This is a genomic window from Bradyrhizobium sp. AUGA SZCCT0105 (assembly GCF_018129565.1).
In the GTDB taxonomy this organism is placed as follows: domain Bacteria; phylum Pseudomonadota; class Alphaproteobacteria; order Rhizobiales; family Xanthobacteraceae; genus Bradyrhizobium.
Genome location: NZ_JAFCMK010000001.1, coordinates 1,606,192 through 1,628,430, shown reverse-complemented (window position 1 = coordinate 1,628,430; position 22,239 = coordinate 1,606,192). Strand labels below are relative to the sequence as shown.

The 22,239-nt window shown below is 65.4% G+C and carries 20 protein-coding genes; 14 read left to right on the top strand and 6 right to left on the bottom strand.

What is annotated here, in order from left to right; all coding sequences use genetic code 11:
- Positions 1–218: 218 nt before the first annotated feature.
- Positions 219–1,862, top strand: coding sequence for an ankyrin repeat domain-containing protein (locus JQ573_RS07370; protein WP_212311058.1), 1,644 nt, complete (start codon positions 219–221; stop codon positions 1,860–1,862).
- A gap of 60 nt (positions 1,863–1,922) precedes the next feature.
- Here JQ573_RS07370 and JQ573_RS07365 read toward each other — a convergent pair whose 3' ends face one another.
- Both JQ573_RS07365 and JQ573_RS07360 read right to left on the bottom strand, forming a co-directional pair.
- Positions 1,923–2,687 carry a peptidoglycan-binding domain-containing protein gene (locus tag JQ573_RS07365; RefSeq protein ID WP_312011374.1) on the bottom strand — a complete coding sequence of 255 codons (765 nt, stop codon included), beginning with the start codon at positions 2,685–2,687 and terminating at the stop codon, positions 1,923–1,925.
- Complete coding sequence (locus tag JQ573_RS07360) at positions 2,680–4,491, bottom strand: PAS domain-containing sensor histidine kinase (protein ID WP_212311059.1); 1,812 nt, start codon at positions 4,489–4,491, stop codon at positions 2,680–2,682. The genes JQ573_RS07365 and JQ573_RS07360 overlap by 8 nt, the downstream gene beginning before the upstream one ends.
- A gap of 434 nt (positions 4,492–4,925) precedes the next feature.
- On the opposite strand from JQ573_RS07360, the gene JQ573_RS07355 reads away from it, so the two are divergent.
- Both JQ573_RS07355 and JQ573_RS07350 read left to right on the top strand, forming a co-directional pair.
- Positions 4,926–5,303 (top strand): DUF5330 domain-containing protein, encoded by a 378-nt coding sequence (locus JQ573_RS07355; RefSeq protein ID WP_212311669.1) that lies wholly within the window; start codon positions 4,926–4,928, stop codon positions 5,301–5,303.
- Between the two features lie 141 nt (positions 5,304–5,444).
- Entirely contained in the window at positions 5,445–5,876 is a 432-nt protein-coding gene (locus tag JQ573_RS07350) for a SufE family protein (protein ID WP_092125179.1), read from the top strand.
- 5 nt (positions 5,877–5,881) lie between these two features.
- Here the strand turns inward: JQ573_RS07350 and JQ573_RS07345 are convergent, their stop codons facing one another.
- Positions 5,882–6,295, bottom strand: a complete 414-nt coding sequence (locus JQ573_RS07345) for a MucR family transcriptional regulator (protein ID WP_092125178.1) — start codon at positions 6,293–6,295, stop codon at positions 5,882–5,884.
- A gap of 179 nt (positions 6,296–6,474) precedes the next feature.
- Positions 6,475–7,359, bottom strand: a complete 885-nt coding sequence (locus tag JQ573_RS07340) for a DUF308 domain-containing protein (protein ID WP_212311060.1) — start codon at positions 7,357–7,359, stop codon at positions 6,475–6,477.
- A gap of 338 nt (positions 7,360–7,697) precedes the next feature.
- Here JQ573_RS07340 and JQ573_RS07335 point away from each other — a divergent pair, with 338 nt between their 5' ends.
- Both JQ573_RS07335 and JQ573_RS07330 read left to right on the top strand, forming a co-directional pair.
- Positions 7,698–9,347, top strand: coding sequence for a glycosyltransferase family 39 protein (locus JQ573_RS07335; RefSeq protein ID WP_212311061.1), 1,650 nt, complete (start codon positions 7,698–7,700; stop codon positions 9,345–9,347).
- 225 nt (positions 9,348–9,572) lie between these two features.
- Positions 9,573–10,352, top strand: coding sequence for a class II aldolase/adducin family protein (locus JQ573_RS07330; RefSeq protein WP_212311062.1), 780 nt, complete (start codon positions 9,573–9,575; stop codon positions 10,350–10,352).
- Between the two features lie 232 nt (positions 10,353–10,584).
- Here JQ573_RS07330 and JQ573_RS07325 read toward each other — a convergent pair whose 3' ends face one another.
- A complete protein-coding gene (locus tag JQ573_RS07325; protein WP_212311063.1) occupies positions 10,585–11,985 on the bottom strand; it encodes a M20/M25/M40 family metallo-hydrolase in 1,401 nt (466 codons plus the stop codon).
- A 99-nt stretch (positions 11,986–12,084) separates the two neighbouring features.
- A complete protein-coding gene (locus JQ573_RS07320) occupies positions 12,085–13,704 on the bottom strand; it encodes a helicase HerA-like domain-containing protein (protein ID WP_212311064.1) in 1,620 nt (539 codons plus the stop codon).
- A gap of 391 nt (positions 13,705–14,095) precedes the next feature.
- Here JQ573_RS07320 and JQ573_RS07315 point away from each other — a divergent pair, with 391 nt between their 5' ends.
- The 9 genes from JQ573_RS07315 to JQ573_RS07275 all read left to right on the top strand — a co-directional run bounded on the left by JQ573_RS07315 (position 14,096) and on the right by JQ573_RS07275 (position 22,232).
- Entirely contained in the window at positions 14,096–14,461 is a 366-nt protein-coding gene (locus JQ573_RS07315; protein ID WP_212311065.1) for a DUF2267 domain-containing protein, read from the top strand.
- Positions 14,462–14,521: 60 nt separating this feature from the next.
- Positions 14,522–14,929: a DUF4332 domain-containing protein gene (locus JQ573_RS07310; RefSeq protein WP_092125172.1), complete on the top strand. Its 408-nt coding sequence runs from the start codon at positions 14,522–14,524 to the stop codon at positions 14,927–14,929.
- Positions 14,930–15,027: 98 nt separating this feature from the next.
- A complete protein-coding gene (gene folP / locus JQ573_RS07305) occupies positions 15,028–15,885 on the top strand; it encodes a dihydropteroate synthase (protein WP_409334638.1) in 858 nt (285 codons plus the stop codon).
- Positions 15,882–16,262, top strand: coding sequence for a dihydroneopterin aldolase (gene folB, locus JQ573_RS07300; RefSeq protein WP_092125171.1), 381 nt, complete (start codon positions 15,882–15,884; stop codon positions 16,260–16,262). The genes folP and folB overlap by 4 nt, the downstream gene beginning before the upstream one ends.
- A gap of 20 nt (positions 16,263–16,282) precedes the next feature.
- The gene (gene folK, locus JQ573_RS07295) at positions 16,283–16,774 is read left to right on the top strand and encodes a 2-amino-4-hydroxy-6-hydroxymethyldihydropteridine diphosphokinase (protein WP_212311066.1); all 492 of its coding nucleotides are present in this window, start codon (positions 16,283–16,285) and stop codon (positions 16,772–16,774) included.
- Positions 16,775–16,881: 107 nt separating this feature from the next.
- On the top strand, positions 16,882–18,756 hold the full coding sequence (locus JQ573_RS07290; protein ID WP_212311067.1) for a methylmalonyl-CoA mutase family protein: 1,875 nt from the start codon (positions 16,882–16,884) through the stop codon (positions 18,754–18,756).
- On the top strand, positions 18,753–19,223 hold the full coding sequence (locus JQ573_RS07285) for a GFA family protein (protein WP_212311068.1): 471 nt from the start codon (positions 18,753–18,755) through the stop codon (positions 19,221–19,223). Before JQ573_RS07290 ends, JQ573_RS07285 begins: the two co-directional genes overlap by 4 nt.
- 12 nt (positions 19,224–19,235) lie before the next feature.
- On the top strand, positions 19,236–21,392 hold the full coding sequence (gene scpA / locus JQ573_RS07280; RefSeq protein WP_212311069.1) for a methylmalonyl-CoA mutase: 2,157 nt from the start codon (positions 19,236–19,238) through the stop codon (positions 21,390–21,392).
- A gap of 36 nt (positions 21,393–21,428) precedes the next feature.
- Positions 21,429–22,232, top strand: coding sequence for an RsiV family protein (locus JQ573_RS07275; protein WP_212311070.1), 804 nt, complete (start codon positions 21,429–21,431; stop codon positions 22,230–22,232).
- Positions 22,233–22,239: the final 7 nt, after the last annotated feature.

The window sequence follows — 22,239 nt, the reverse complement described above, 5'->3', positions numbered from 1 at the left end:
CTATAGGCCAGCGCCGCGGCCACGTCCAATTGTCACAGATGACATCACGCACCGGCGGGTTGACCGATACAACCGTCGCTCATATCCTCGCATCTGCGGTGCAAGCCGCGCCCGGGTCCACGGGAAGGGTTGAACCCACTTGCACCTGATATGCGGCCAACCAAGCCTTTGTGCAGCCGGTTTTGTGGACCATCGGCGATTGATGCACGGAGGTTTCCATGGACCGATCGCCCACGCGATTGAATCTCGAACATCTGAAGAAGCAGGCCAAGGAGCTCCTTCGCCTTTACCGGCGACAGGCCCCGGAGGCTTACGCCCGTTTCCGGCAGGCGCTTCCGGCCGCGGAAGGGCGCAGCGACGCGCAGATCGCCGCACTTGATCTGCGGCTCCACGACGCGCAGTCCTGCGTGGCGCGTGATCTCGGCTTCGCCTCGTGGCCGGACCTGCGGCGCTATGTCGAAGCCCAATTGCCATCAGGCAAGAGCCGGGACGATCGGGTGCGGCGCTGGCTGCAGCTGGTCTATGCCGCAGACGTCGACGGTACCACCGATCGCGCCCATCCGCGCGTCGCAATGCGGATGCTCACCGAGGATCCCGATCTTGTGGCCGATGATCCCTATCTCGCCTGCGCCATCGGCGACGAGGAGACGATACGGCGCACTGCAGCCCATGATCCCGCATGGGTCAACCGTCCCGGCGGTCCCCTAAAACTGCCGCCGCTGGTTGCGGTCACGCATTCCAGCCTGCTGCAGATTCCGGAATTTCAGGCGCGCCTGCATCGCTGCGCGCGCCTGCTGCTGCAGGCCGGCGCCGATCCCGACCAGCACATCAGCAGCCGCTGGCCGCCCGGATCGCTCGACGCGCCCGATGACAGTAATCCGCTGTCGGCACTGTATGGTGCCGCCGGGCGCAATCACGATCTCGCGTTGACCCGGCTGCTGCTCGAGGCGGGCGCCAATCCGAACGATAATGAATCGCTGTATCACTCGCTCGAAGGCTCCGTGACGACCGGCGCCCTGCTCGAGCACGGCGCACGGATCGCGGGCACCAACGCGATGTACAAGGTGCTCGACGACGAGAACGTCGCGGCGCTCGAATTGCTGCTGCGGCATGGCGGCAATCCGAACGAGCCGGCCCGCAACGCGCCGTTGACGGATTGTGGATCGCCGCTGATGTGGGCGATCCGGCGGCGGCGATCGCGGACCTGCATCGCGGCCTTGCTCGACGCCGGCGCGGATCCACACGTCACGACACCGGACGGTCTCAGCGCCTACCGCTACGCTTTGCAGTATGGACTGACCGAGGTCGCCGAACTGCTGCGGCAACGCACCGGCGACGAGACGCTTGCCGATGATGAGCGGTTTGTCGCGGCGTGCAGCAGCGGCAACGAGCGCGAGGCGCGGCGGATCCAGGCCGTCCGGTCCGATCTTCCAGGCTCGCTTTCACCACAGCAGCTGCGGCTGCTCCCCGAGCTCGCCGCGGCAGGCGGCGACGATGCGGTGCGGCTGATGGTCGAGCTCGGCTGGCCTATCACGGTGCGTGGCGGCGATTGGGATGCCTCGGCGCTCAATCATGCGGTGTTCCGCGGCAACGCCGGGCTGACACGCTTCCTGCTCGAGCACGGTGCGGAGTGGACCGAGCAGCACGGCTTCGGCGACGACGCGTCCGGCTCGTTGTCGTGGGCGTCCTGCAACGAACCGGTCAGTGGCGGCGATTGGGCCGGCTGCGCACAGGCCCTGCTCGATCACGGCATGCCGCGTGCCATTCCGGATCGCGACGATCCGGAAGCGGTGCTGCTGGCCGGCCGCAGGAAGCTGTTCTCCGACGAGGTCCGGGACGTTCTGCTGGGCGAAGCTGTCTGATGACTGTCGAGGAGAAACGTCATGGCCTGGTAACACCCGGCCATGATGAGAGGACAAGACCTAGTCGATCGAATGCCCGATCATCGTGCTGAGCTCCCGCACCAGGCGATCGGACATCTGGCCGGTCACCGGCAGCTTGCGCGCGCGCTCGAACTTCGCGATCGCGTGCTGGGTATCGGCGCCGATCGTGCCGGTCGGCTTGAGCTGACCGTAGCCATATTCGGTCAGCGTCCGCTGGACCGCGGCGATACGCTTGCCGGCCGGGCTCAGATGTTGTGTCGGGATCGGCGCCGGCGGACGAATGACGCCGGACGGCGCGGCGGCCGGGGACGGCGCGGCCGGTGCCGGCGCGACGGTCGACTTCAGCACCAGGTTGGCCATCGGATCGACCGGCTTGGACTCGACCTTAGGTTCGGCCGGCCTGGCTTCAACGGACCTGGTCTCGACGGGCTTGGTCTCTACCGGCTTCACGTCGACCGGCCTTGATGGTTCCACGGCAGCGGGCTCGATCGATCGGGCGGCGGCCTCGGCCGGACGCGGGCGCGGAATCGGACTGGTGGCGGCGGCAACAGGGGCCGGCGGCGGCAGCGTCACCACCGAGCCGCCGAACATCGGCGACGGATGACGGCCAGCCTGCAGGAACAGTGCGTTGATCAGGATCGCAACAATGGCGGACAACGCCAGCACGCCCGCAACCAGATCCTTCGGACTATGCAGCAGCAGGCGCAGGACGAGGCCACGTTCCTCCTCGGCCGCGATGGCCACCGCCTTGGCGCCGCGGCGACGGCGCGGCGTTTCGTCGTCATCCAAAGTCTGTCTAGGCACTCTTCTTCACCTGTTGGGTTTGTTCTTGCAGTCCGGACCGCAACGCGGGCTTCAGCGTCGAGACATTGCTGGACGGCTCGACCGCGGCAGGCGGGGTGAACGACAGCGGCAGCGCGACCGACACGATGGTGCCCTCGCCCACCTTGCTCTCCACATTCATCTCGCCATGGTGCAGGCCAACCAGCCCCTTGACGATGGAAAGGCCGAGGCCGGTGCCTTCGTGGCGGCGCTGATAGGTCTTGCCGGCCTGGAAGAACGGATCGCCGATCCGCTTGAGGTCGTCGGCGGCGATGCCGACGCCGGTGTCCGAGACCCGCAGCAAGAGCCGCGATCCCTCGACGCCGGCCGACACGGTTACCTTGCCGCCGCGCTCGGTGAACTTGATGGCGTTGGAAACCAGATTGAGAACGATCTGCTTGAACGCGCGCGAATCGCCGTTCACGATCGGCAGGTCGTCTGGCACGCGGGTGACGAGGTCGACACCGCTCTCGCGCGCCTTCAGCGCCACCAGGTTGCAGCAATTGAGCAGTGCCGGCCGCGGCGCAAACGGCTCCGGCGAAATCTCGAAATTGCCGGACTCCATCTTCGACATGTCGAGGATGCCGTTGACGACGGACAGCAGATGCTGGCCGGAGTCGTTGATGAGCTGCGCGTATTCCTTGCGGCGGGCCGCGTCGAGGCCGAGCACGTCTTCCTGCGCGATCATCTCGGAGAAGCCGATGATGGCGTTGAGCGGGGTCCGCAGCTCGTGGCTCATGGTGGCCAGGAAGCGCGTCTTCGACGCATCGGCCTGCTCGGCCGCATGGCGCGCCTGTTCGAGCGCGTGCTCCTGCACCTTGCGATCGGTCACGTCGCGGATCACGGCGACCACCTCGGCATCGGCGGCGGCCTGCTCGAACGCACGGCAGCGCATCTCGACCCAGATGAATTCGGCGGCAGCCTCGCCACGCGCACCGTCGCGGCGCACGCGAAACTCGACGCTGCGGGATTCGCCGCGCGCGGCGTCCGACAGCGCGGTGAGATAGGCCGGACGATCGGCGACATGAACGCGGTCGAACAGGCCGTGGCCGGACAGCCGCGATGCCGGCACGCCGAGCATGATCTCGACCGCGGGCGAAATGAAGCGCACCGCGCCGTTGCGGCTGTGTCGCGACAGCACGTCGCTCATGTTATGGGCGAGCAGGCGGTAGCGCTCTTCCTCGACGTAGAGCAGCGCCACGCTGGTGCGCGCCAGCGACTCCGCGCCGAAGGCAAGCCCAGCCGCATAGAAGATCGCCGACACGACGCCGAACCCCACCAGCGTGCTGTTCGACGCAACCGCGGGATCGACCACCGGCAGCACGTGGTAATGGCCAAGCACGCTGAGCAGCGCGGCGCAGATCATCGCCAGCGCGAACGCAAACGCCACCACGCGCCGCGAGGCCGACAGCGCCGCCTCGATCGGAATCACGACGAGCCACACCGCCGCGAACGACGCGATGCCGCCGGTCGACGCCGCGATCATCATCACGAGACCGGCGAGCGCCAGCGACGACAACACATGCGCGCCTTCATAGCGGCCGGTGCGCGACAGGAACCAGGACAGCAGGATCGGCGCGATCAGCCAGGCGAAGGCCGCGACCTCGATCGCCGTCGGCGCCCCGCGCATCGCCAGAAAGGCCGGGAACGAGGCCAGCGCCGCCAGACTGCCGAGCAGCCGCGGCGCCATGAAGGCACGGTGGCGCGCACGCGTCAGCGCATCATATTGCGCCGACGGATGCAGCAGCGCATCCAGGCAATCGCGGATCAGACTCAAACTACTCACAGCACTCGCGCTTCGGCTTAATCGTCAGACAGACGCGCCGGAACGCCTCCTTTGTGATTGCAGGCCAACGTGTCAGAGCGAACTTAAGCGAACGCTAAGGTGGGGCGGCCTGCTGCCAAACACTGTGCATTGGCGAGGCTTCGACGCTGTCATTCACCGGTCATTTGTCGGGGATGGTGAACGGCTGGTTTCCGGGTGCGACTAACTATGGTTTCGAAATGGTGGACGCGGCGCATCTTGGGTATCCGGCACTCGTCAGCCGCCATCAATCGAAAATTTACGGCGAATCAATTCAGGCGAATTTTCCGCGATTTTTCGACGGATTTACTTCAATGCAGATACTTCCGATTTATCGACCGATGCTAACCGTGAGGGCAATAGCGGCATCGACCGCACAAGAAGCAAAAGACAAGATAGACGACCGGGATCGCGCCATGTTCTTCCTGCTGCGTTTGGCATTCTGGCTCGGGCTTGTGCTCGTGCTGCTGCCGAGAGACAAAACACCTGAAGCGGACAAGACGCCGCCGATCAGCGCATCGGACGCGGTGTCGGCCGCGACGGCGACCATCAACGACATGGGTCAGTTCTGCAAGCGTCAGCCTTCCGCCTGCGAAGTCGGCGGCCAGGCCGCGACCGCGATCGGCCAGCGTGCGACCGATGGCGCGCGCAAGCTCTACCAGATCATCACCGACAAGAAGCCGCCCGACCACACCGGCTCGATCGGCAAGGATGATACCGACCCGGGCGCGTCCCGCGACACGCTGACGGCGGACGATCAGACGATTGAATTCCGCCTGCCGCCGATGCCGTAAGCGCCAATCGAGCGTTCGCGTGAGGCGGATGCCGGTTCGCGTGAAGAAAACGCGTCAAAACAACCGGGAACCGGTTCCATTTTCGTCGCTTTCGCGGCCAGCCTTCCTATATAAGCCGTTGAGAATAGGACGCGGGCCACGATGACGACGATCGACGAAATCAGGGACAATTTTGCGCTGCTGGACGAGTGGGACGACCGTTACCGCTATGTCATCGAGCTCGGCCGCACGCTGGAGCCGTTGTCGGAGGCGGAGCACTCGGCCGAGAACAAGGTGCAAGGTTGCGTCAGCCAGGTCTGGCTGTCGAGGCGGATCGATCGCGATGCCAACGGCGAACCGCGCCTGAACTATATCGGCGACAGCGACGCCCACATCGTGCGCGGCCTGGTCGCGATCGTGCTGACGCTGTTTTCCGGGCACACGCCGAAGGAAATCCTCGCCACCGACGCGCTCGCGCTGTTCGACGAGTTCGGCTTCCGCGACCATCTGACGCCGCAGCGCTCCAACGGCCTCCGCTCGATGGTCGATCGGATCCGCAACGATGCGCGCGAGGCGCTGGCGTCCGCCGCGTAAGCCTCTTACTTCCGCTTCCGGGCCTGCTGGCCAAGCCCCATCTTCTTGGCGAGCTGCGATCGGGCCACCGCATAGTTCGGCGCCACCATCGGATAGTCGGCCGGCAAGCCCCATTTGTCGCGATATTGCTCGGGCGTCATGTTGTACTGCGTGCGCAGATGGCGCTTGAGCGACTTGAAGCGCTTGCCGTCTTCGAGACACACGAGATATTCCGGCGTGATCGACTTCTTCATCGACACCGCCGGCTTGGCCGGCTCGCTCGGCGTGTCGGCGCGCCCGCTCGACACCCGCAGCAACGCCGCGTGGACCTGGCTGATCAGGCTCGGAATGTCCGAGGCCGGCGTCGGATTGTTGCTGAGATAGGCCGAAACGATGTTTGCGGTCAGCTCGACCGGCGTTTTGCCTGACGTATCGGACATGGCTCAATCTTCCCCGTGCTCTCGACGGCCCGGCGCCCACCGGACAGTATCCACGTGCAGCAATACATTAATGGAATCGCGTACTACTTTGCGAATATGAGCGGATTACAGCAAATCTGACAAGAACGGCCGTATTTTTCCGGCCTCGAACCGGCCGCTCGCAAGTATTGACGCCGACCTTAGGGCCGCTGCTCCAGGTGCGACCTGAGCTCGTCGATCGAGGCAAACCGCATCATGCCCTCCGGCATCTGCGCCTCTATCGATCCGTCCGAATAGAGCGAATAGGCCATGCCGTCGACGACGCCCGATTTGAGCACGGTCACCGGCGGCTGCTCCTGGGGCGGCGGCGGGTGGCCTGATGACGGCGCCGCGCTGGCTGACTGGGTCTCGCCGAAGGTCGACGGCCGGGGCGTGCGCCGCGGGGCGACATCGACCGACCGCGGCCGCTCGGCCTTCGGCCAGGCATCGTCGAACGTTGCCGGTGCGGGCTCGGCCGCCGCGGCCGGATCAGGACGCAGCTCCGGCGACAGCAGATCCGGCGTCAGCGGCTCGGCCGTACGGCTCTGGGCCCGCTCGCGTTCCTTCCGCGAGGACGAAAACAACAGGTTGCGCCGCTTGGGCGTGGCTTCGCCCTCCGGGGGCGCGCCACCAGGCACGGGCGGCGGCACCTCGCCTGGCGCGCCACGCGAGGGGATTTCGTCGTGCCAAGGCGGCGACGCCGTGGACGCGGATGGCGGGACCGGCGGCGGAGGCGCGGCAACCTTGGGCTCACGCGGCGGCGGGAAAACAGGATCCTCGGGGGTATTGCGCGGGGAAGTTGCAGACGCTGGCGGAACCTCGGCCCGGGCGCCCGCGGCAACGGGATCGAGCCGGCTGGCGATGACCTGGAGTTCCCGGAGGATGGCGGCGAGCGCCAGCACGATCACGCCGGTGCAGACGCCGGTTACGCCCGTCGTGATCAACGCGCCGCCGACGCTGAATTCCTTGTAGGGGATTCCCAAGCCGATCGCCGCCAAGCCCGCCACAACCAGGCCCACGCCGACGATCAACAGACCAACCATCATCGAACTAACCCCCGGGAGACCCGACCGAAAATCGGCGCAGGCCACCAACGCCACGATACCGTCATATTGCCCACACCGCCAACCGCCAATTGTAGACGGAGTTCCCTAAAATCCCGCTTAACCGGGCCTGATGCGCTTCCTGATCGCGGCTGCAACCACGCGCAGGCCCCCGTCTCCCGTAGATTTACTGGCTACGAATTGCTGCCAATATATTGCAATGCATCTGGGAAATTACGCCACAATTACCAATTACTCGGAAACGGAACTGCGCTATGGATGCCGGGGAATGAGGCCCTAAAGCGCCAAACTGGGCCACAGGCACGCCGGTATCACTAGCTATGTCATCGATTACGACGTCTGCCCTCGAGGCGCCTGCACGGCGCTCGGTGGAGAAGACCTGCGACGATCTCGCATTCCTCGTCCTCGGCGTGGTCGCCGTGGTCGCCGGCCTCACATTCCGCGACTACGGTCTGGGCTGGGACGATTACACCCACGCTGAATACGCCGACCTCCTGCTGCGCATGTACGGGTCCGGGTTCAAGGACACCGGCGCGCTCTCGTTCGCCAATCTCTATATGTACGGCGGCGGCTTCGACATGGCCGCAGCGCTGCTGCACAAGGTCATCCCACTCGAATTGTTCGAGACGCGCCGCCTGCTCGGCGCGATCGTCGGCGTGATCGGGCTTGCCGTAACCTGGCGCTTGGCGCGCCGCGTCGGTGGCCCGCTGGCGGGACTGGCGGCCCTGCTGCTGCTCGCGCTGTGCCCGACCTTCTACGGTCACATGTTCATGAATCCGAAGGATGCACCGTTCGCCGTGGCGATGGTGGTCCTGATCATGGGCCTCGTCCGCCTGATCGAGGAATATCCGGCGCCTTCGCCGCGCACGATCCTGATCGTCGGCCTCGGTGCAGGCCTGTCGATCGGCTGCCGCGTCCTTGGCGGCCTCGCTTTGATCTACGCTGTGGTCGGCTTCATCCCGCTCTGGATTGAGGAATTCCGCAAGCAGGGCCCGCGCGAGGCGACCCATCGCTTTGCCCATGCCATCTATGTGCTGCTGCCGGGGCTCGTGCTGGGCTATCTCGTGATGGGCCTGATCTGGCCGTGGTCGATCATGGAGCCCGGCCATCCGCTGGAAGCGGTGACCTATTTCTCGCACTTCTTCGAGAAGCCGTGGAAAGAGATGTTCGACGGCGCGCTGGTCTCGGTGCCGGACATGCCGTGGTCCTATTTGCCGACGCTGTTCGCGCTGCAGCTTCCCGAGGTGCTGCTGGTGCTGCTGAGCGCGGCCGTCATCACCACCTTCATGTCGCTGTCGCGCACCGATGTGGCGGCGAAGCGCAAGTCGATCATGCTGATGCTGACGCTGGCGGCGACGCTACCGCTGGTGATCGCTATGGTGAAGCGGCCGGCGCTCTACAACGGCATCCGTCACTTCATCTTCGTGATCCCGCCGATGGCGGTGCTTGGCGGCGTCGCCTTCGCCCGCGGCATGGACTGGCTCGGCGAGAACCGCCGCGCCTGGCAGCCCGCGGCGCTCGCCGTGTTCGCGTTCGGCCTGCTGCTGCCGCTCAGCGAAATGATCCGCCTGCATCCGTATCAGTACACGCACTTCAACCACATGGCCGGCACGGTGCGGACCGCCGACAATTTCTTCATGCTGGACTATTGGGGCCTGGCGCTGAAGCAGGCATCCGACGGGCTGCGCGAGCAGCTGGCGGAGCGGCAGGAAGTGCCGCCGCAGCACCGCAAATGGAAGGTCGCGGTGTGCGGACCGCAGCGCCCCGCGCAGGTCGCGCTCGGGCCCGACTTCACGATCGGCTGGGACAGCCATGCCGCCGACTTCGCGATGACGCTCGGCGAGTTCTACTGCAAGGGCCTGGCCGCCCCCGTGATGGTCGAGATCAAGCGCGACGACGTCGTATTCGCCCGCGTCTACGATATCCGCGGCCGCAGTATTTCAAGCCTGCTCGCGATCCCGGCACCGTAACGCGTTTTCGATCGAAGCAGACGCCGGTTCGCGTCAATCGGAGCCGAAAATGCTCTCCCCTATCGCGGCCTTGGAAGATCGATCCTGCGGCTGCCCACCGGCCGTTGCGGTTCGGGTCGTGGGCCGCATGCCGGCATGACTGTCACGCCGTTACGCTGCCTTGCTGCGATCCGGCAGCGGCGCTAGGCTCACGCCAAGCAACAGCCATCAACGGAGCAATCGGCCATGTCGCCAGCGGAAGCGCGCCTGAAGGAAGTCCCGTCGAATATCAGTGCGGCGGAATGGGAGCAGCGGATCAATCTCGCCGCCTGCTACCGGCTGGTCGCGCTCTATGGCTGGGACGATCTCGTCGATACCCACATCTCCGCCCGGGTGCCCGGACCCGAGCATCACTTCCTGATCAACCCCTACGGGCTGATGTTCGACGAGATCACCGCATCCAGCCTGGTCAAGGTCGACCTCGACGGCAACCAGCTCTCGAAGAGCGACTACAGCATCAACCCGGCCGGCTTCACCATCCATTCGGCGATCCACGAGGTGCGCGAGGACGCCGGCTGCGTGCTCCATTTGCACACGGTCGACGGCACCGCGGTGTCGAGCGGCCCCGATGGGTTGCTGCCGCTGAACCAGACCGCGCAGCTCGTCACCCACGACCTCGCCTATCACGACTATGAAGGCATCGCGCTCGACCATGACGAGCGCCCGCGCCTGCAGCGCGATCTCGGCACCAAGAACCACATGCTGCTGCGCAATCACGGCACGCTGACGGTCGGCCGCTCGGTCGCGTCCGCCTTCGAGCGGATGTACCATCTGGAGCGCGCCTGCTCGATGCAGGTGGCGACCCGCGCGCTCGGCGGGAGCGCCTATCCGGTCGACCAGCACGCGATCGACAAGAACACCGAGCTGCTCTCGAACCCCGATCGCGCCGAGCTGCGCTCGACGCAGCTGGTCTGGCCGCCGCTGCTGCGCAAGCTCGACCGCGTCAATCCCGGCTACCGTGATTGAAATTTCACAATCTTCGGGTAAGCTAGCCGCCAACACCCTCTACACGACCTGAATCAAAACGCCGCCCAATTCCGGGCGGCGTTTTTACGTGCAGCATCTCCTTCCGTAGCCCGGATGCAGCGCAGCGCAATCCGGGGCAACGTATCCGCGGATCGACCGTCCCGGATTTCGCTTCGCTGCATCCGGGCTACACGGTCGCTTCGACCGCATCCGGCGTTCGACGCGCCTTGCGCTATTTGGCGTCGGCGAAAGCCGCCAGGATCCGCGCCCAGGAGCGGATGCCCTTGTGGTAGCTCTTGAGGTCGTACTTCTCGTTCGGCGAATGGATGTTGTCGTCGTCGAGCCCGAAGCCGACCAGCACGCTATCGAGGCCGAGCGCGCGCTTGAAGTCGGCGACGATCGGGATCGAGGCGCCGGAGCCGACCAGCAGCGCCTCCTTGCCCCATTCGTCGGTCAGCGCGCGGCGAGCGGCCGCCAGCGGCTTCATGTTCCAGTCGAGCGCGATCGCCGGCGCGGAGGAATGATCGATGAATTCGGCCTTGCAATCCGCCGGCACGCGCGCCTTCACGTAATCGCGGAACGCCTTGCGGATCTTCTCGGGGTCCTGCCCCTCGACCAGCCGGAACGAGACCTTGGCCGACGCCTCCGCCGGGATCACCGTCTTCGAGCCCTCGCCGGTATAACCGCCGACGATGCCGTTGATGTCGCAGGTCGGCCGCGAGGAGACCTGCTCGATCAGCAGCCGATCCTTCTCGCCGGCCGGCACCGACAGACCGATCGGCTTGAGGAAGCTGTCCGGCGTCAGATTGAGCTGCTTCCACTGCGCCAGGATGTCCGGCGGCAGGTCCTTCACGCCGTCATAGAACCCGGGGATGGTGATGTGGCCGTTCTCGTCATGCAGGCCGCCGAGGATCCGCGTCAGCACGCGGATCGGATTCTGCGCGCCGCCGCCGAACACGCCGGAATGCAGGTCGCGATTGGCGGCCTTGATCTTGACCTCGTCATAGACCAGGCCGCGCAGCGAGGTCGTGATCGCGGGCGTGTTCGGATCCCACATGCCCGTATCGCAGACCAGCGCGAAGTCCGCCTTGAGCTCAGCCTTGTTCGCTTCCAGGAACGGCACGAAATTCTTCGAGCCGATCTCCTCCTCACCCTCGATGACGATGGTGATGTCGATCGGCAGCGATCCCGTCACATTCTTCCAGGCCCGGCACGCCTCGACGAAGGTCATCAGCTGTCCCTTGTCGTCCTCGGCGCCGCGCGCGACGATGATCTTGCGCCCGTCGGCATGGTCGGTCACCACGGGCTCGAACGGCGGACGGTGCCAGAGATTCAGCGGATCGACCGGCTGCACGTCATAGTGGCCGTAGAACAGCACATGCGGGCGCCCGTCGGTCGCGCCGTTCAGCTTGCCGACCACGGCCGGATGGCCGGCGGTCGGACGCACCTCGGTCTTGAAACCGAGGGTTGCGATATCCTTGGCGAGGTGATCGGCAGCCGCCTTGCAGTCATCGGCAAAGGCCGGATCGGCCGAGATCGATTTGATCCGCAGCAGCGTGAACAGCCGCTCGAGACTGTTGTCGAAATCGGCGTCGATGCGGTCGAGGACAGGCTGCAGCTTGGCGTTGGACATCGCTTATATCCTTTTTGTTTGGACATTGCCGACGTTGTAGCGCGCCGGCCGCTGGAGGCAAAGCCGGCTGCCCATTCCTCCGGCCGGATGATCGCGATGCTACCTGCGCAGGATTCCGCCGAGCGCACCGCGCACCAATGCGCGACCGATCGAGCCGCCGACCGAACCACCGACCGATTTGCCGAGATCTGCGACCACGCCGCCGACCACCTTGTCGGTCACCGAGCGCGTGACGTTGCGCGCGATCACCTGTCCGGTCGAGAGCCGGCCGCGCTTGACATTGGTGCCGAAGATCGTGGCGGCGATGGCCCCGATCTGGCCTAGGATGCCGCCGCCTTCGCCGCCCGTACCGCCTGCCGGCGTCGCCGTGCCGGCGAGACGCTTCTGGATGATCTCGTAGGCGGACTCGGCGTCGATCGCGGTGTCGTATTTGCCCTTCACCGGGCTCGCATCCATGATCGCCTTGCGTTCCTCCGGCGTGATCGGCCCGATCCGCGCCGACGGCGGCCGCACCATCACGCGCTCGACCATCGACGGCGTGCCGCCGCCCTCGAGGAACGACACCAGCGCCTCGCCCTTGGCGAGCTCCATGATCACCCGCGCGGTATCGAGCTTCGGATTGGGCCGGAAGGTCTGCGCGGCCGCGGCAACCGCCTTCTGGTCGCGCGGCGTGAAGGCGCGCAGCGCGTGCTGCACGCGGTTGCCGAGCTGCGCCAGCACCTTGTCCGGCACGTCGATCGGATTCTGCGTGACGAAATAGACGCCGACGCCCTTGGAGCGGATCAACCGCACCACCTGCTCGATCTTGTCCATCAGCGCCTTTGGCGCGTCGGTGAATAGCAGATGCGCCTCGTCGAAGAAGAACACCAGCTTCGGCTTCGGCAGGTCGCCGGCCTCCGGCAATTCCTCGAACAATTCCGAGAGCATCCAGAGCAGGAACGTGGCGTAAAGCCGCGGGCTCTGCATCAGCTTGTCGGCGACGAGGATATTAACCATGCCGCGGCCGTCGCGGTCGGTCCGCATGAAATCCTTCAGCGTCAGCGCGGGCTCGCCGAAGAACTTCGCGCCGCCCTGGTTCTCGAGCACCAGCAGCTGGCGCTGGATCGTTCCGACCGTCGCCTTGGACACGTTGCCGTAGCCCTGCGCGGCTTTGCGGATCGACGCCAGCGGATCTTCGCCGTCGTCGGCGCCCTTCTTGCTGCTGTCGGGCGCGATGGCATCCAGCAGGGCGCGCAGATCCTTCATGTCGATCAGCGCGAGGCCATTCTCGTCGGCGACGCGGAAGGCAACGTTGAGCACGCCCTCCTGCACGTCGTTCAGATCGAGCATCCGCGACAGCAACAGCGGTCCCATCTCGGTAACGGTGGCACGCACCGGATGGCCCTGCTCGCCGAACACGTCCCAGAACACGGTCGAGAATTGATCGGGCTGGAAGGTCAAGCCCATCTCTTGGGCGCGCTTCAGGATAAAATCCTTGGCCTCGCCGACCTCGGAGATACCGGAGAGATCGCCCTTGATGTCGGCGGCGAAAACCGGAACGCCGGCGCGCGCAAATCCTTCAGCCATGACTTGAAGCGAGACGGTCTTGCCGGTTCCGGTTGCACCGGTGACGAGGCCATGCCGGTTGGCCAGCGCCAGCGTCAGCCAGGCCGTCTCCTCACCCTTGCCGATAAAAATTCGCTCGTCGGTATCGGCCAACTTGTTGTCGGAGGTCGCCATCACTTCGCCTCTTCACGCAAATTTAGATCGTTTCGATCATCGAACCCGGTTCGATGCGTCGAGCCCGGTTCGAAACCTAGAGCCAGGTTCGCTACCGAACCAGTGGCATCATATTGCATCTTGCCGGTCGATTGAAACCGTCAGCGCATGCTGACGTATTTGTCGCTCCCGTAGTTCCTCATATTTTTATTCCCGGCGAGTGACGAAAGGCATTGCGCAATGCGACAAGATGGTGTGAATCCGCCGCTCACTCTTGCAGCGAGGCCACAGTCACGACGCGATCGAAAAAGAAAACGAACTGAAATGCGCGGATCGCTTGTATTTCGTGACACAGGCGCTCAAGATAAATCTTCAAGAACGACCCGGCAAAGTCCGGTTGAGGCGGGGCAAGATGGATGAATTGGTTGGACAGCTGGCCGCGAAGGCCGGCATCGACGGCGCTGTCGCTGAAAAAACCATCGGCATCGTTCTGGGTTTCCTCCGTAACGAGGGACCTTCCGACAAAGTTCAGACTCTGATCGACCAAATCCCCGGCGCCGAAGCGGCAATCGCCGCCTCCAACAACAGCGGTGGCCTATCGCGGTTGATGGGCGGCGGCCTGATGGCTGTCGGCACCCGGCTGATGGCGCTTGGCCTGAGCATGGGTGAAATTCAAAACGTCGCGCGTGAACTTTTCAGGTTCGGCCGCGACAAAATCGGAGCGGATCAAATGGGCGAGATCATCTCGGGGACGCCGGGCCTCAGCCAGTTTGCCTGAAGCACTTTCCCAACGCCCCTGCGCGCGCTCCCTTCTACCTGTTACCTGCATACGAGTATCATGACATATCCCCTCTCCGAGATCGAAGGCCTGTCCGCCTATTGCGCCACCAAACTGAAATCGCAGGGTATCCGCACGACCGACGCATTGCTTGAAGCCGCCCGCACCGTCAAGGGACGCAAGGCGCTCGCCGCCAAGACCGGGATCAGCGAACAACAATTGCTCGAATGGGCCAACATCTCCGACTACATGCGGATTCCCGGCATGGGCAAGGCGAAGGTCGGGCTGGTCCGCGCCGCCGGCGTCACTACCGTGCGGGAGCTCGCGCAGCGCAACCCGTCGCGGCTGGCGCAGAGCATGAAGGACGCCAATGTGCGGCGTAAGCTCGTCCGTGTGATGCCGTCAGAGAAATCGGTCGAATTGCTGATCGAACAGGCACGCAAGCTGCCGCTCAAAATCACCTACTAGCATTACTATTGGCCTGCCTTGACCGCGCCCGCGGTCGCCGGCGCCGGCCATCATCGCCACACCTTGACTTGCCGCTGCGGTCAGCGCAAAGCCTGCGCATGATGGCAACCAGGCTCATAGCATCGGCGGTGACCGGCCCGGCCGCATCAGCGGTGCTGCCGGCGCTCCTGTCGAGGCCCTATCCGGCGGTGATGGGTATCCTGAACGTGACGCCGGACTCGTTCTCCGACGGCGGCCAGTTCATCGCAGCCGAACAGGCGCTGGCGCAGGCCCGCAGGCTGATCACCGAGGGCGCCGACATCATCGACATCGGCGCGGAATCCACCCGCCCCTACGGCTCGCAGCCGGTCACCGCCGAGGCCGAGATGGCGCGGCTGAAGCCGGTGCTGGCCGAGGTGGTCGCGCTCGGCGTGCCGGTCTCGATCGACAGCATGAAGTCGGAGGTCGTGGCCTGGGCGCTCGACCAGGGCGCTGCGATCGCCAATGACGTCTGGGGCCTGCAGCGCGACGCCGGCATGGCGCCGCTCGTCGCCGCGCGCGGCGTACCCGTGATCATCATGCACAATCGCGAGCAGGCCGATCCGGCGATCGACATCATGCAGGACATCGCCGCGTTCTTTGAACGCTCGCTCGAGATCGCAACGCGCGCCGGCATTGCGCCCGACCGGATCGTGCTCGATCCCGGTATCGGTTTCGGCAAGACGCCGGAGCAGAGCATGATCGCGCTGGCGCGGCTCGCCGAGCTCAATGCGTTCCGCCTGCCGGTGCTGGTCGGCGCCTCGCGCAAGCGTTTCATCAGCACCATCGTGGCCTCGGAGCCGCAACAGCGGATCGGCGGCTCGATCGCGGCGCATCTGATCGCCGCGCAGCATGGCGCCCGCATCATCCGTGCGCACGACGTCGCCGAAACCGTTCAGGCGCTGCGGGTGGCCGCGGCAATCGAGGGACAGCAATGACCGACACGATCTTCATCACCGGGATCGTCATCCATGCCCGCCATGGCGTGATGGAACATGAGACCGAAGTCGGGCAGCGCTTCGTCATCGACCTCGAGCTCTATACCGACCTCTCGGAATCCTCGCGCACCGACCGCCTCTCCGATACGGTGTCCTATTCCAACGTGGTGGCGACCGCGACATCGGCATTCAAGAACACCAACTACAAGCTGCTGGAGCGCGCCGCCGGCGCGGTGGCCGATGACATCCTGACCACCTTCCCGCGTGTCAGGGCGGTCAAGGTCACCGTGCACAAGCCGCATGCGCCGATCGCCGCGATCTTCGACGATGTCGGCGTGGTGCTGACCCGCTCGCGGCATCCGCCGTCCCAGAGTTGAACGCCCAAGGTTGAACGCTGATGGCTGACGTCCTGATCGCACTCGGCGGCAATGTCGGCGACGTCCGCACGACGTTTCGCAAGGCGATCGCCAATATCTGCGGCATGACGCAGGCCGCGCTCGTGGCGCGCTCGTCGGACTATTCGACGCCGCCCTGGGGCGAGCAGCAGCAGGACAGCTTCATCAATGCCTGTATCGAGATCGACACCAGCCTCGATCCGCATGCGCTGCTGTTCACGCTGCACAAGATCGAAAGCAAATTCGGCCGCGACCGCAAGAACGAGCAGCGCTGGGGACCGCGCACCCTCGACCTCGACCTGATCGCCTATGACGACGTCACACTCGACAAGCCGGAACTGACGCTGCCGCACCCGCGTTTGTTCGAGCGCGCCTTCGTGCTGGTGCCGCTGGCCGAGATCGTTCCCGACCGCGTCATCGCCGGGCGCCGCGTCGCGGATGCGCTGGCTGGGGTCTCGACGGACGGTATTTTCCGTCTAGCGGACCTCGATTAAAAAACGCACGACCTCAAACAACCGTTTGGCTTGGCCGCCCGCCCGTGGCAATTTCCGGCCAAATCAAGGGACCCCGTCGCGGGGCCGATGAAGGACGATTTGGGCGGATGACGACCTCGACTGACGATTTGGCTCTGGCTTCGGATTTCGCACCGGCGACCTATGACGACTGGCGCAAGCTGGTCGACGGCGTGCTGAAGGGCGCGCCGTTCGAGAAACTGGTCGGCAAGACCTATGATGGCCTGAGGATCGATCCGATCTATCGCCGCGCGACCAATCTGAGCCCGCTTCCCGGCCGCGCCGCCGCCACTCCCTGGCAGATCCTGCAGCGGGTCGACCACCCCGACGCCGCAGCGGCCAATGCGCAGGCCTTGCAGGATCTCGAGAACGGAGCGACCGGCCTCGAATTCGAGTTCGCCGGCGGTCCCGGCGCGCGCGGCTTCGGTCTTTCGGATGCCAGCAAGAAGACGCTGGCGCGGGCCTGCGGCGGCGTCCATCTCGATGCCGGCATCATGATCGCGCTCAACCCGGTGATCGGACGCGAGAACGCCGGCGAGACGTTTGCCGACATGGTCGAGGCCCGCAAGCTCGATCCGGCCAAGCTCGACCTGCATTTCAATTATCAGGCGCTCAGCACGATGGCCGTGCGCGGTGCCGCGGCCATCGCCTGGCCCAATTACGAAAAGTCGTTCGGCCAGGTGGTCAACGGACTGATCAAGCGCGGCTTCAAGGGGCCGTTCGTGCTGGCCGATGGCCGGCCGGTGCATGATGCCGGCGGCTCCGAGGTGCAGGAACTCGCTTTCACGCTCGCGACCGGGCTCGCCTATCTGCGCATGCTGGAAGCCGCGGGGCTCGACCTCAATGCGGCGCGCGCAGCCGTGTCGTTCCGGCTCAGCGCCGATGCCGACCAGTTCCTGACCATGGCGAAATTCCGCGCGCTGCGTCGCCTGTGGGCAAGGATCGAAGAGGCCTGCGGCCTCGCGCCGAAGCCGATCTTCGTCAACGCGCAGACCGCCTGGCGGATGCTGACCCAGCGCGATCCCAACGTGAACATGCTGCGCGCGACGATCGCGACCTTTGCGGCCGGGCTCGGCGGCGCCAATGCGATCACCGTGCTGCCGCACACGCTGGCGCTCGGCCTGCCGGACGATTTCGCCCGCCGCGTGGCGCGCAACACGCAGCTCGTGCTGCTCGATGAGTCCAACCTTGCCAAGGTCTCCGATCCCGCGGCAGGCGCCGGCGGGATCGAGACGCTGACCGCGCAGCTTTGCGAGGCGGCGTGGACGCTATTCCAGGAGATCGAGAAGGCCGGCGGCGTCTTCGCCGCGCTCGAGCAGGGACTGCTGCAACAGAAGGTCGCCGCGACGCGGGCGCAGCGCGAAGCCAATGTGGCGAAGCGCCGCGACGTGCTGACCGGCGCCAGCGAATTTCCGAACCTGCACGAGGCGGTCCTCGCAGTGCTGGATGTGAAGCCGGCGGCGCCGGTGTCCGCGGCAGGTGCCAAGGTCACCTTCGACGCCCTCGCGCCGATGCGGCTCGCCGAACCGTTCGAGGCGCTGCGCGACAAGTCCGACGCTGCGCTGAAGGCGCGTGGCGCGCGGCCCAAGATCTTCCTCGCCAATCTCGGCACGCCAGCGGATTTCACGGCCCGCGCGACATTTGCAAAAAGCTTCTTCGAGACCGGCGGGATCGAGGCCATCGACAGCGAGGGCTTTGCCGACGCGGCCGCGCTTGCCGCAGCCTTCAAGGCCTCGGGCGCCGCGATGGCATGCCTTTGTTCCGCTGATAAGGTCTATGCCGCCAGCGCCATTGAGGCCGCCAAGGCCCTTCACGGCGCCGGAGCAAGGCATATCTATCTGGCAGGGCGACCCGGCGACCAGGAAGCGGCGCTGCGGGCGGCCGGCATCGGTGAGTTCGTCTTCGCCGGCGGTGATGCGCTGGCGACATTGCGCGACGCCTATCGGCGGATGGAGCAGGCATGACGGCAGAGACACCAGCGAAACCCGTTCTGACCGGCGGTTGCCAGTGCGGCGCCGTGCGCTTTGCGGTGTCCGCGGCACCGAACCGCGTCAGCATCTGTCACTGCCGGATGTGCCAAAAGGCCTCTGGTGCGCCGTTCGCCTCTTTCGCCGACATCAACAAAGAGGATTTCGCCTGGACCCGGGGCAAGCCGGCGGCGTTCAAATCCTCTTCGATCGCCGAGCGCGACTTCTGTGCCGCCTGCGGCACGCCGCTCAGCTTCCGGCGGATCGACGGTCCCCGTATCGAGATCATGACTGGCGCCTTCGACCGGCCCGACCGGGTGATCCCGACGCAGCAATTCGGAACCGAGTCCCGCCACGGCTGGGTGGTCGGCATCGCCAATCTGCCGAGCCAGACCACGATGCAGAATTACGGACCGGAGAAGATGGCGACCATCGTCAGCCATCAGCACCCGGACCATGACTAAGGAAGCCAAGGAATGACCCGCATTCCCAATTTCGCCGATGTCGCCTTCCAACCCGTCGCCGCGGCGATGCCGCCAGCGAGCACCGAGCCGTGGCTGACGCCCGAGGGCATTCCGGTGAAGTCCGTCTACGGCGAGGCCGATCTCGAAGGCATCGACTTTCTCGAGACCTGGCCGGGCATCGCGCCTTATCTGCGCGGCCCCTACCCGACCATGTATGTCAACCAGCCCTGGACCATCCGGCAATATGCCGGCTTCTCCACGGCGGAGGACTCCAACGCCTTCTATCGCCGCAACCTCGCGGCCGGACAGAAGGGCCTGTCGGTCGCGTTCGACCTCGCCACCCACCGCGGCTATGACTCGGATCATCCGCGCGTCTCTGGCGACGTCGGCATGGCCGGTGTCGCGATCGATTCCATCTACGACATGCGCACGCTGTTCGCCGGCATCCCGCTCGACCAGATGAGCGTGTCGATGACCATGAACGGCGCCGTGCTGCCGATCCTCGCGCTATTCGTCGCCGCCGCCGAGGAACAGGGCGTGCCGCCGGAGAAGCTGTCGGGCACCATTCAGAACGACATTCTGAAAGAGTTCATGGTGCGCAACACCTACATCTATCCGCCGACGCCCTCGATGCGGATCATCTCCGACATCTTCGCCTACACCTCGCAGCGGATGCCGAAATACAATTCGATCTCGATCTCCGGCTATCACATGCAGGAAGCCGGCGCGACGCAGGACCTCGAGCTCGCCTATACGCTGGCCGACGGCGTCGAATATCTGCGCGCCGGGCTTGCCGCGGGCCTCGACGTCGACCGCTTCGCACCGCGGCTGTCGTTCTTCTGGGCGATCGGCATGAACTTCTTCATGGAAGTCGCCAAGATGCGCGCCGCGCGACTGCTGTGGGCCAAGCTGCTGAAGCAGTTCAACCCGAAGGATCCGCGCTCGCTCAGCTTGCGCACGCATTGCCAGACCTCGGGCTGGTCGCTGACCGCGCAGGACGTGTTCAACAATGTGATGCGCACCACCATCGAGGCGATGGCGGCAACCCAGGGCCACACCCAGTCGCTGCACACCAATGCGCTGGACGAGGCCTTGGCGCTGCCGACCGACTTCTCGGCGCGGATCGCCCGCAACACGCAGCTGTTCCTGCAGCAGGAAAGCGGCACCAACCGCATCATCGATCCCTGGGGCGGCTCGTACTATGTCGAGCGGCTGACCCGGGATCTCGCGGCCAAGGCCTGGGGTCACATCCAGGAGGTCGAGGAACTCGGCGGCATGGCCAAGGCGATCGAGGCCGGCGTGCCGAAGCTGAGGATCGAGGAAGCCTCCGCGAAAACCCAGGCGCGGATCGATGCCGGGCGCCAGGCGGTGATCGGTGTCAACAAGTTCAAGCCGGAGAACGAGCGGCCGATCGACGTCTTGAAGGTAGAGAACTCCACCGTGCGGCGGCTGCAGATCGACAAGCTGGCGCGGCTCAAGAAGGAGCGCAACCAGAAGGACGTCGATGCGGCGCTCGCCGCGCTGACCCGCTCGGCGGGCGAAGGCAACGGCAATCTGCTGGCGCTGGCGATCGACGCCGCGCGCGCCAAAGCCACCGTCGGCGAGATTTCAGACGCGATGGAAAAGGTGTTCGGCCGCCACCGTGCCGAGATCAAGTCCATCACCGGCGTCTACAAGCGAGAGGCAGCGGCCATGTCCAACAAGGTCGAAAAGGTGCAGGCGCTGATCGACGCCTTCGAGGAAGCCGAGGGCCGCCGCCCGCGCATCCTGGTGGCAAAAATCGGCCAGGACGGCCATGACCGCGGCCAGAAGGTGATCGCATCCGCCTTCGCCGATGTCGGCTTCGACGTCGATATCGGGCCGCTGTTCGCAACCGCCGACGAAGCCGCGCGGCAGGCGGTCGAGAACGACGTCCACATTCTCGGCGTCTCCTCGCTCGCCGCAGCCCATCTCACCGCGGTGCCGGAATTGAAGGCCGCACTGAAGAAGCACGGCCGCGAGGACATCATGATCATCATCGGCGGCGTGGTGCCGCCGCAGGATTACGACGCGCTTTATGCGGCCGGCGCCGAGGCAATCTTCCCGCCGGGCACCGTGATCTCGGATGCCGCCGAGGAGCTGATCCACAAGCTCAACACGCGGCTCGGCCACAGCGAGGCGGCGGAGTAGCGCTGCCGCATTCGCCCTCCCTCACTCGGAGTTTTCATGCGCGCCGCTCGCTCGATGACGCCTGCCCGCATCATGGGCCTTGCCGGCCTGCTGGCTTGCCTCTGCCTCCCTGCGCGCGCCGCCGATCCCAAGCCCGACGCCACGATCAAGAACGCGAGCATCGATGCCAACGTCTATCTCGACGACAAGATCAAGGCAAATAGCACGCTGGCGGCCGATTGCCTCGCCGAGGGCCGGAAATGGATCGACAAGAACGCCGCGGAGGCGGCTTCCGCGCGCAAGGACGAGCGTGAGCTCTTCAAAGACCGCGGCGGCTATTCATTCGAACGCAAATATTCGGTGCGCTCCGTCGTCGACGGCCGCTATGTGAGCGTGCTGCGCGACGACTACATGGACACGCTCGGCGCGCATCCGAACACCGACGTCAACACCATCCTGTGGGATACGACGGCGAACAAGCGCATCAGCATCCGTCCCTTCTTCACCGAGACAGCTGACAACGGCCCTACCCTGACGGCGATGCGCAACGCGATCGTCTCAGCGCTGAACGCCGAGAAGAAGCGGCGCGGTGCCGGCGAGACCGCAACCGCCGAGTGGTACAAGGAGCTGAAGCCGACCCTGCTCAAGATTGGCGCCGTGACGCTGGCGCCATCGACCGTGTCAGGCAAGAGCTCCGGCCTCAACTTCCACTACCCGCCCTATGCCGTCGGCCCCTACGCCGAAGGCCAGTATGTCGTCTTCCTGCCGTGGGAGACGCTGAAGCCGTATCTGACGGCGGAAGGCGCGAAGATCTTCGGCGGGGCAAGGCCGAAGGCGGACGCAGACGATCAGCCGCAATAGCCGCTTC

What these genes read in the sequence shown, in the direction of transcription:
- JQ573_RS07310 (WP_092125172.1), top strand. Translation starts at nt 14,522, where the DNA reads ATGACATATCCCCTCTCCGAGATCGAAGGCCTGTCCGCCTATTGCGCC.
- JQ573_RS07370 (WP_212311058.1), top strand. Translation starts at nt 219, where the DNA reads ATGGACCGATCGCCCACGCGATTGAATCTCGAACATCTGAAGAAGCAG.
- JQ573_RS07315 (WP_212311065.1), top strand. Translation starts at nt 14,096, where the DNA reads ATGGATGAATTGGTTGGACAGCTGGCCGCGAAGGCCGGCATCGACGGC.
- JQ573_RS07350 (WP_092125179.1), top strand. Translation starts at nt 5,445, where the DNA reads ATGACGACGATCGACGAAATCAGGGACAATTTTGCGCTGCTGGACGAG.
- folK (WP_212311066.1), top strand. Translation starts at nt 16,283, where the DNA reads ATGGCTGACGTCCTGATCGCACTCGGCGGCAATGTCGGCGACGTCCGC.
- folB (WP_092125171.1), top strand. Translation starts at nt 15,882, where the DNA reads ATGACCGACACGATCTTCATCACCGGGATCGTCATCCATGCCCGCCAT.
- JQ573_RS07345 (WP_092125178.1), bottom strand. Translation starts at nt 6,295, where the DNA reads ATGTCCGATACGTCAGGCAAAACGCCGGTCGAGCTGACCGCAAACATC.
- JQ573_RS07275 (WP_212311070.1), top strand. Translation starts at nt 21,429, where the DNA reads ATGCGCGCCGCTCGCTCGATGACGCCTGCCCGCATCATGGGCCTTGCC.
- scpA (WP_212311069.1), top strand. Translation starts at nt 19,236, where the DNA reads ATGACCCGCATTCCCAATTTCGCCGATGTCGCCTTCCAACCCGTCGCC.
- JQ573_RS07355 (WP_212311669.1), top strand. Translation starts at nt 4,926, where the DNA reads ATGTTCTTCCTGCTGCGTTTGGCATTCTGGCTCGGGCTTGTGCTCGTG.
- JQ573_RS07325 (WP_212311063.1), bottom strand. Translation starts at nt 11,985, where the DNA reads ATGTCCAACGCCAAGCTGCAGCCTGTCCTCGACCGCATCGACGCCGAT.
- JQ573_RS07320 (WP_212311064.1), bottom strand. Translation starts at nt 13,704, where the DNA reads ATGGCGACCTCCGACAACAAGTTGGCCGATACCGACGAGCGAATTTTT.
- folP (WP_409334638.1), top strand. Translation starts at nt 15,028, where the DNA reads ATGATGGCAACCAGGCTCATAGCATCGGCGGTGACCGGCCCGGCCGCA.
- JQ573_RS07285 (WP_212311068.1), top strand. Translation starts at nt 18,753, where the DNA reads ATGACGGCAGAGACACCAGCGAAACCCGTTCTGACCGGCGGTTGCCAG.
- JQ573_RS07335 (WP_212311061.1), top strand. Translation starts at nt 7,698, where the DNA reads ATGTCATCGATTACGACGTCTGCCCTCGAGGCGCCTGCACGGCGCTCG.
- JQ573_RS07340 (WP_212311060.1), bottom strand. Translation starts at nt 7,359, where the DNA reads ATGATGGTTGGTCTGTTGATCGTCGGCGTGGGCCTGGTTGTGGCGGGC.
- JQ573_RS07330 (WP_212311062.1), top strand. Translation starts at nt 9,573, where the DNA reads ATGTCGCCAGCGGAAGCGCGCCTGAAGGAAGTCCCGTCGAATATCAGT.
- JQ573_RS07290 (WP_212311067.1), top strand. Translation starts at nt 16,882, where the DNA reads ATGACGACCTCGACTGACGATTTGGCTCTGGCTTCGGATTTCGCACCG.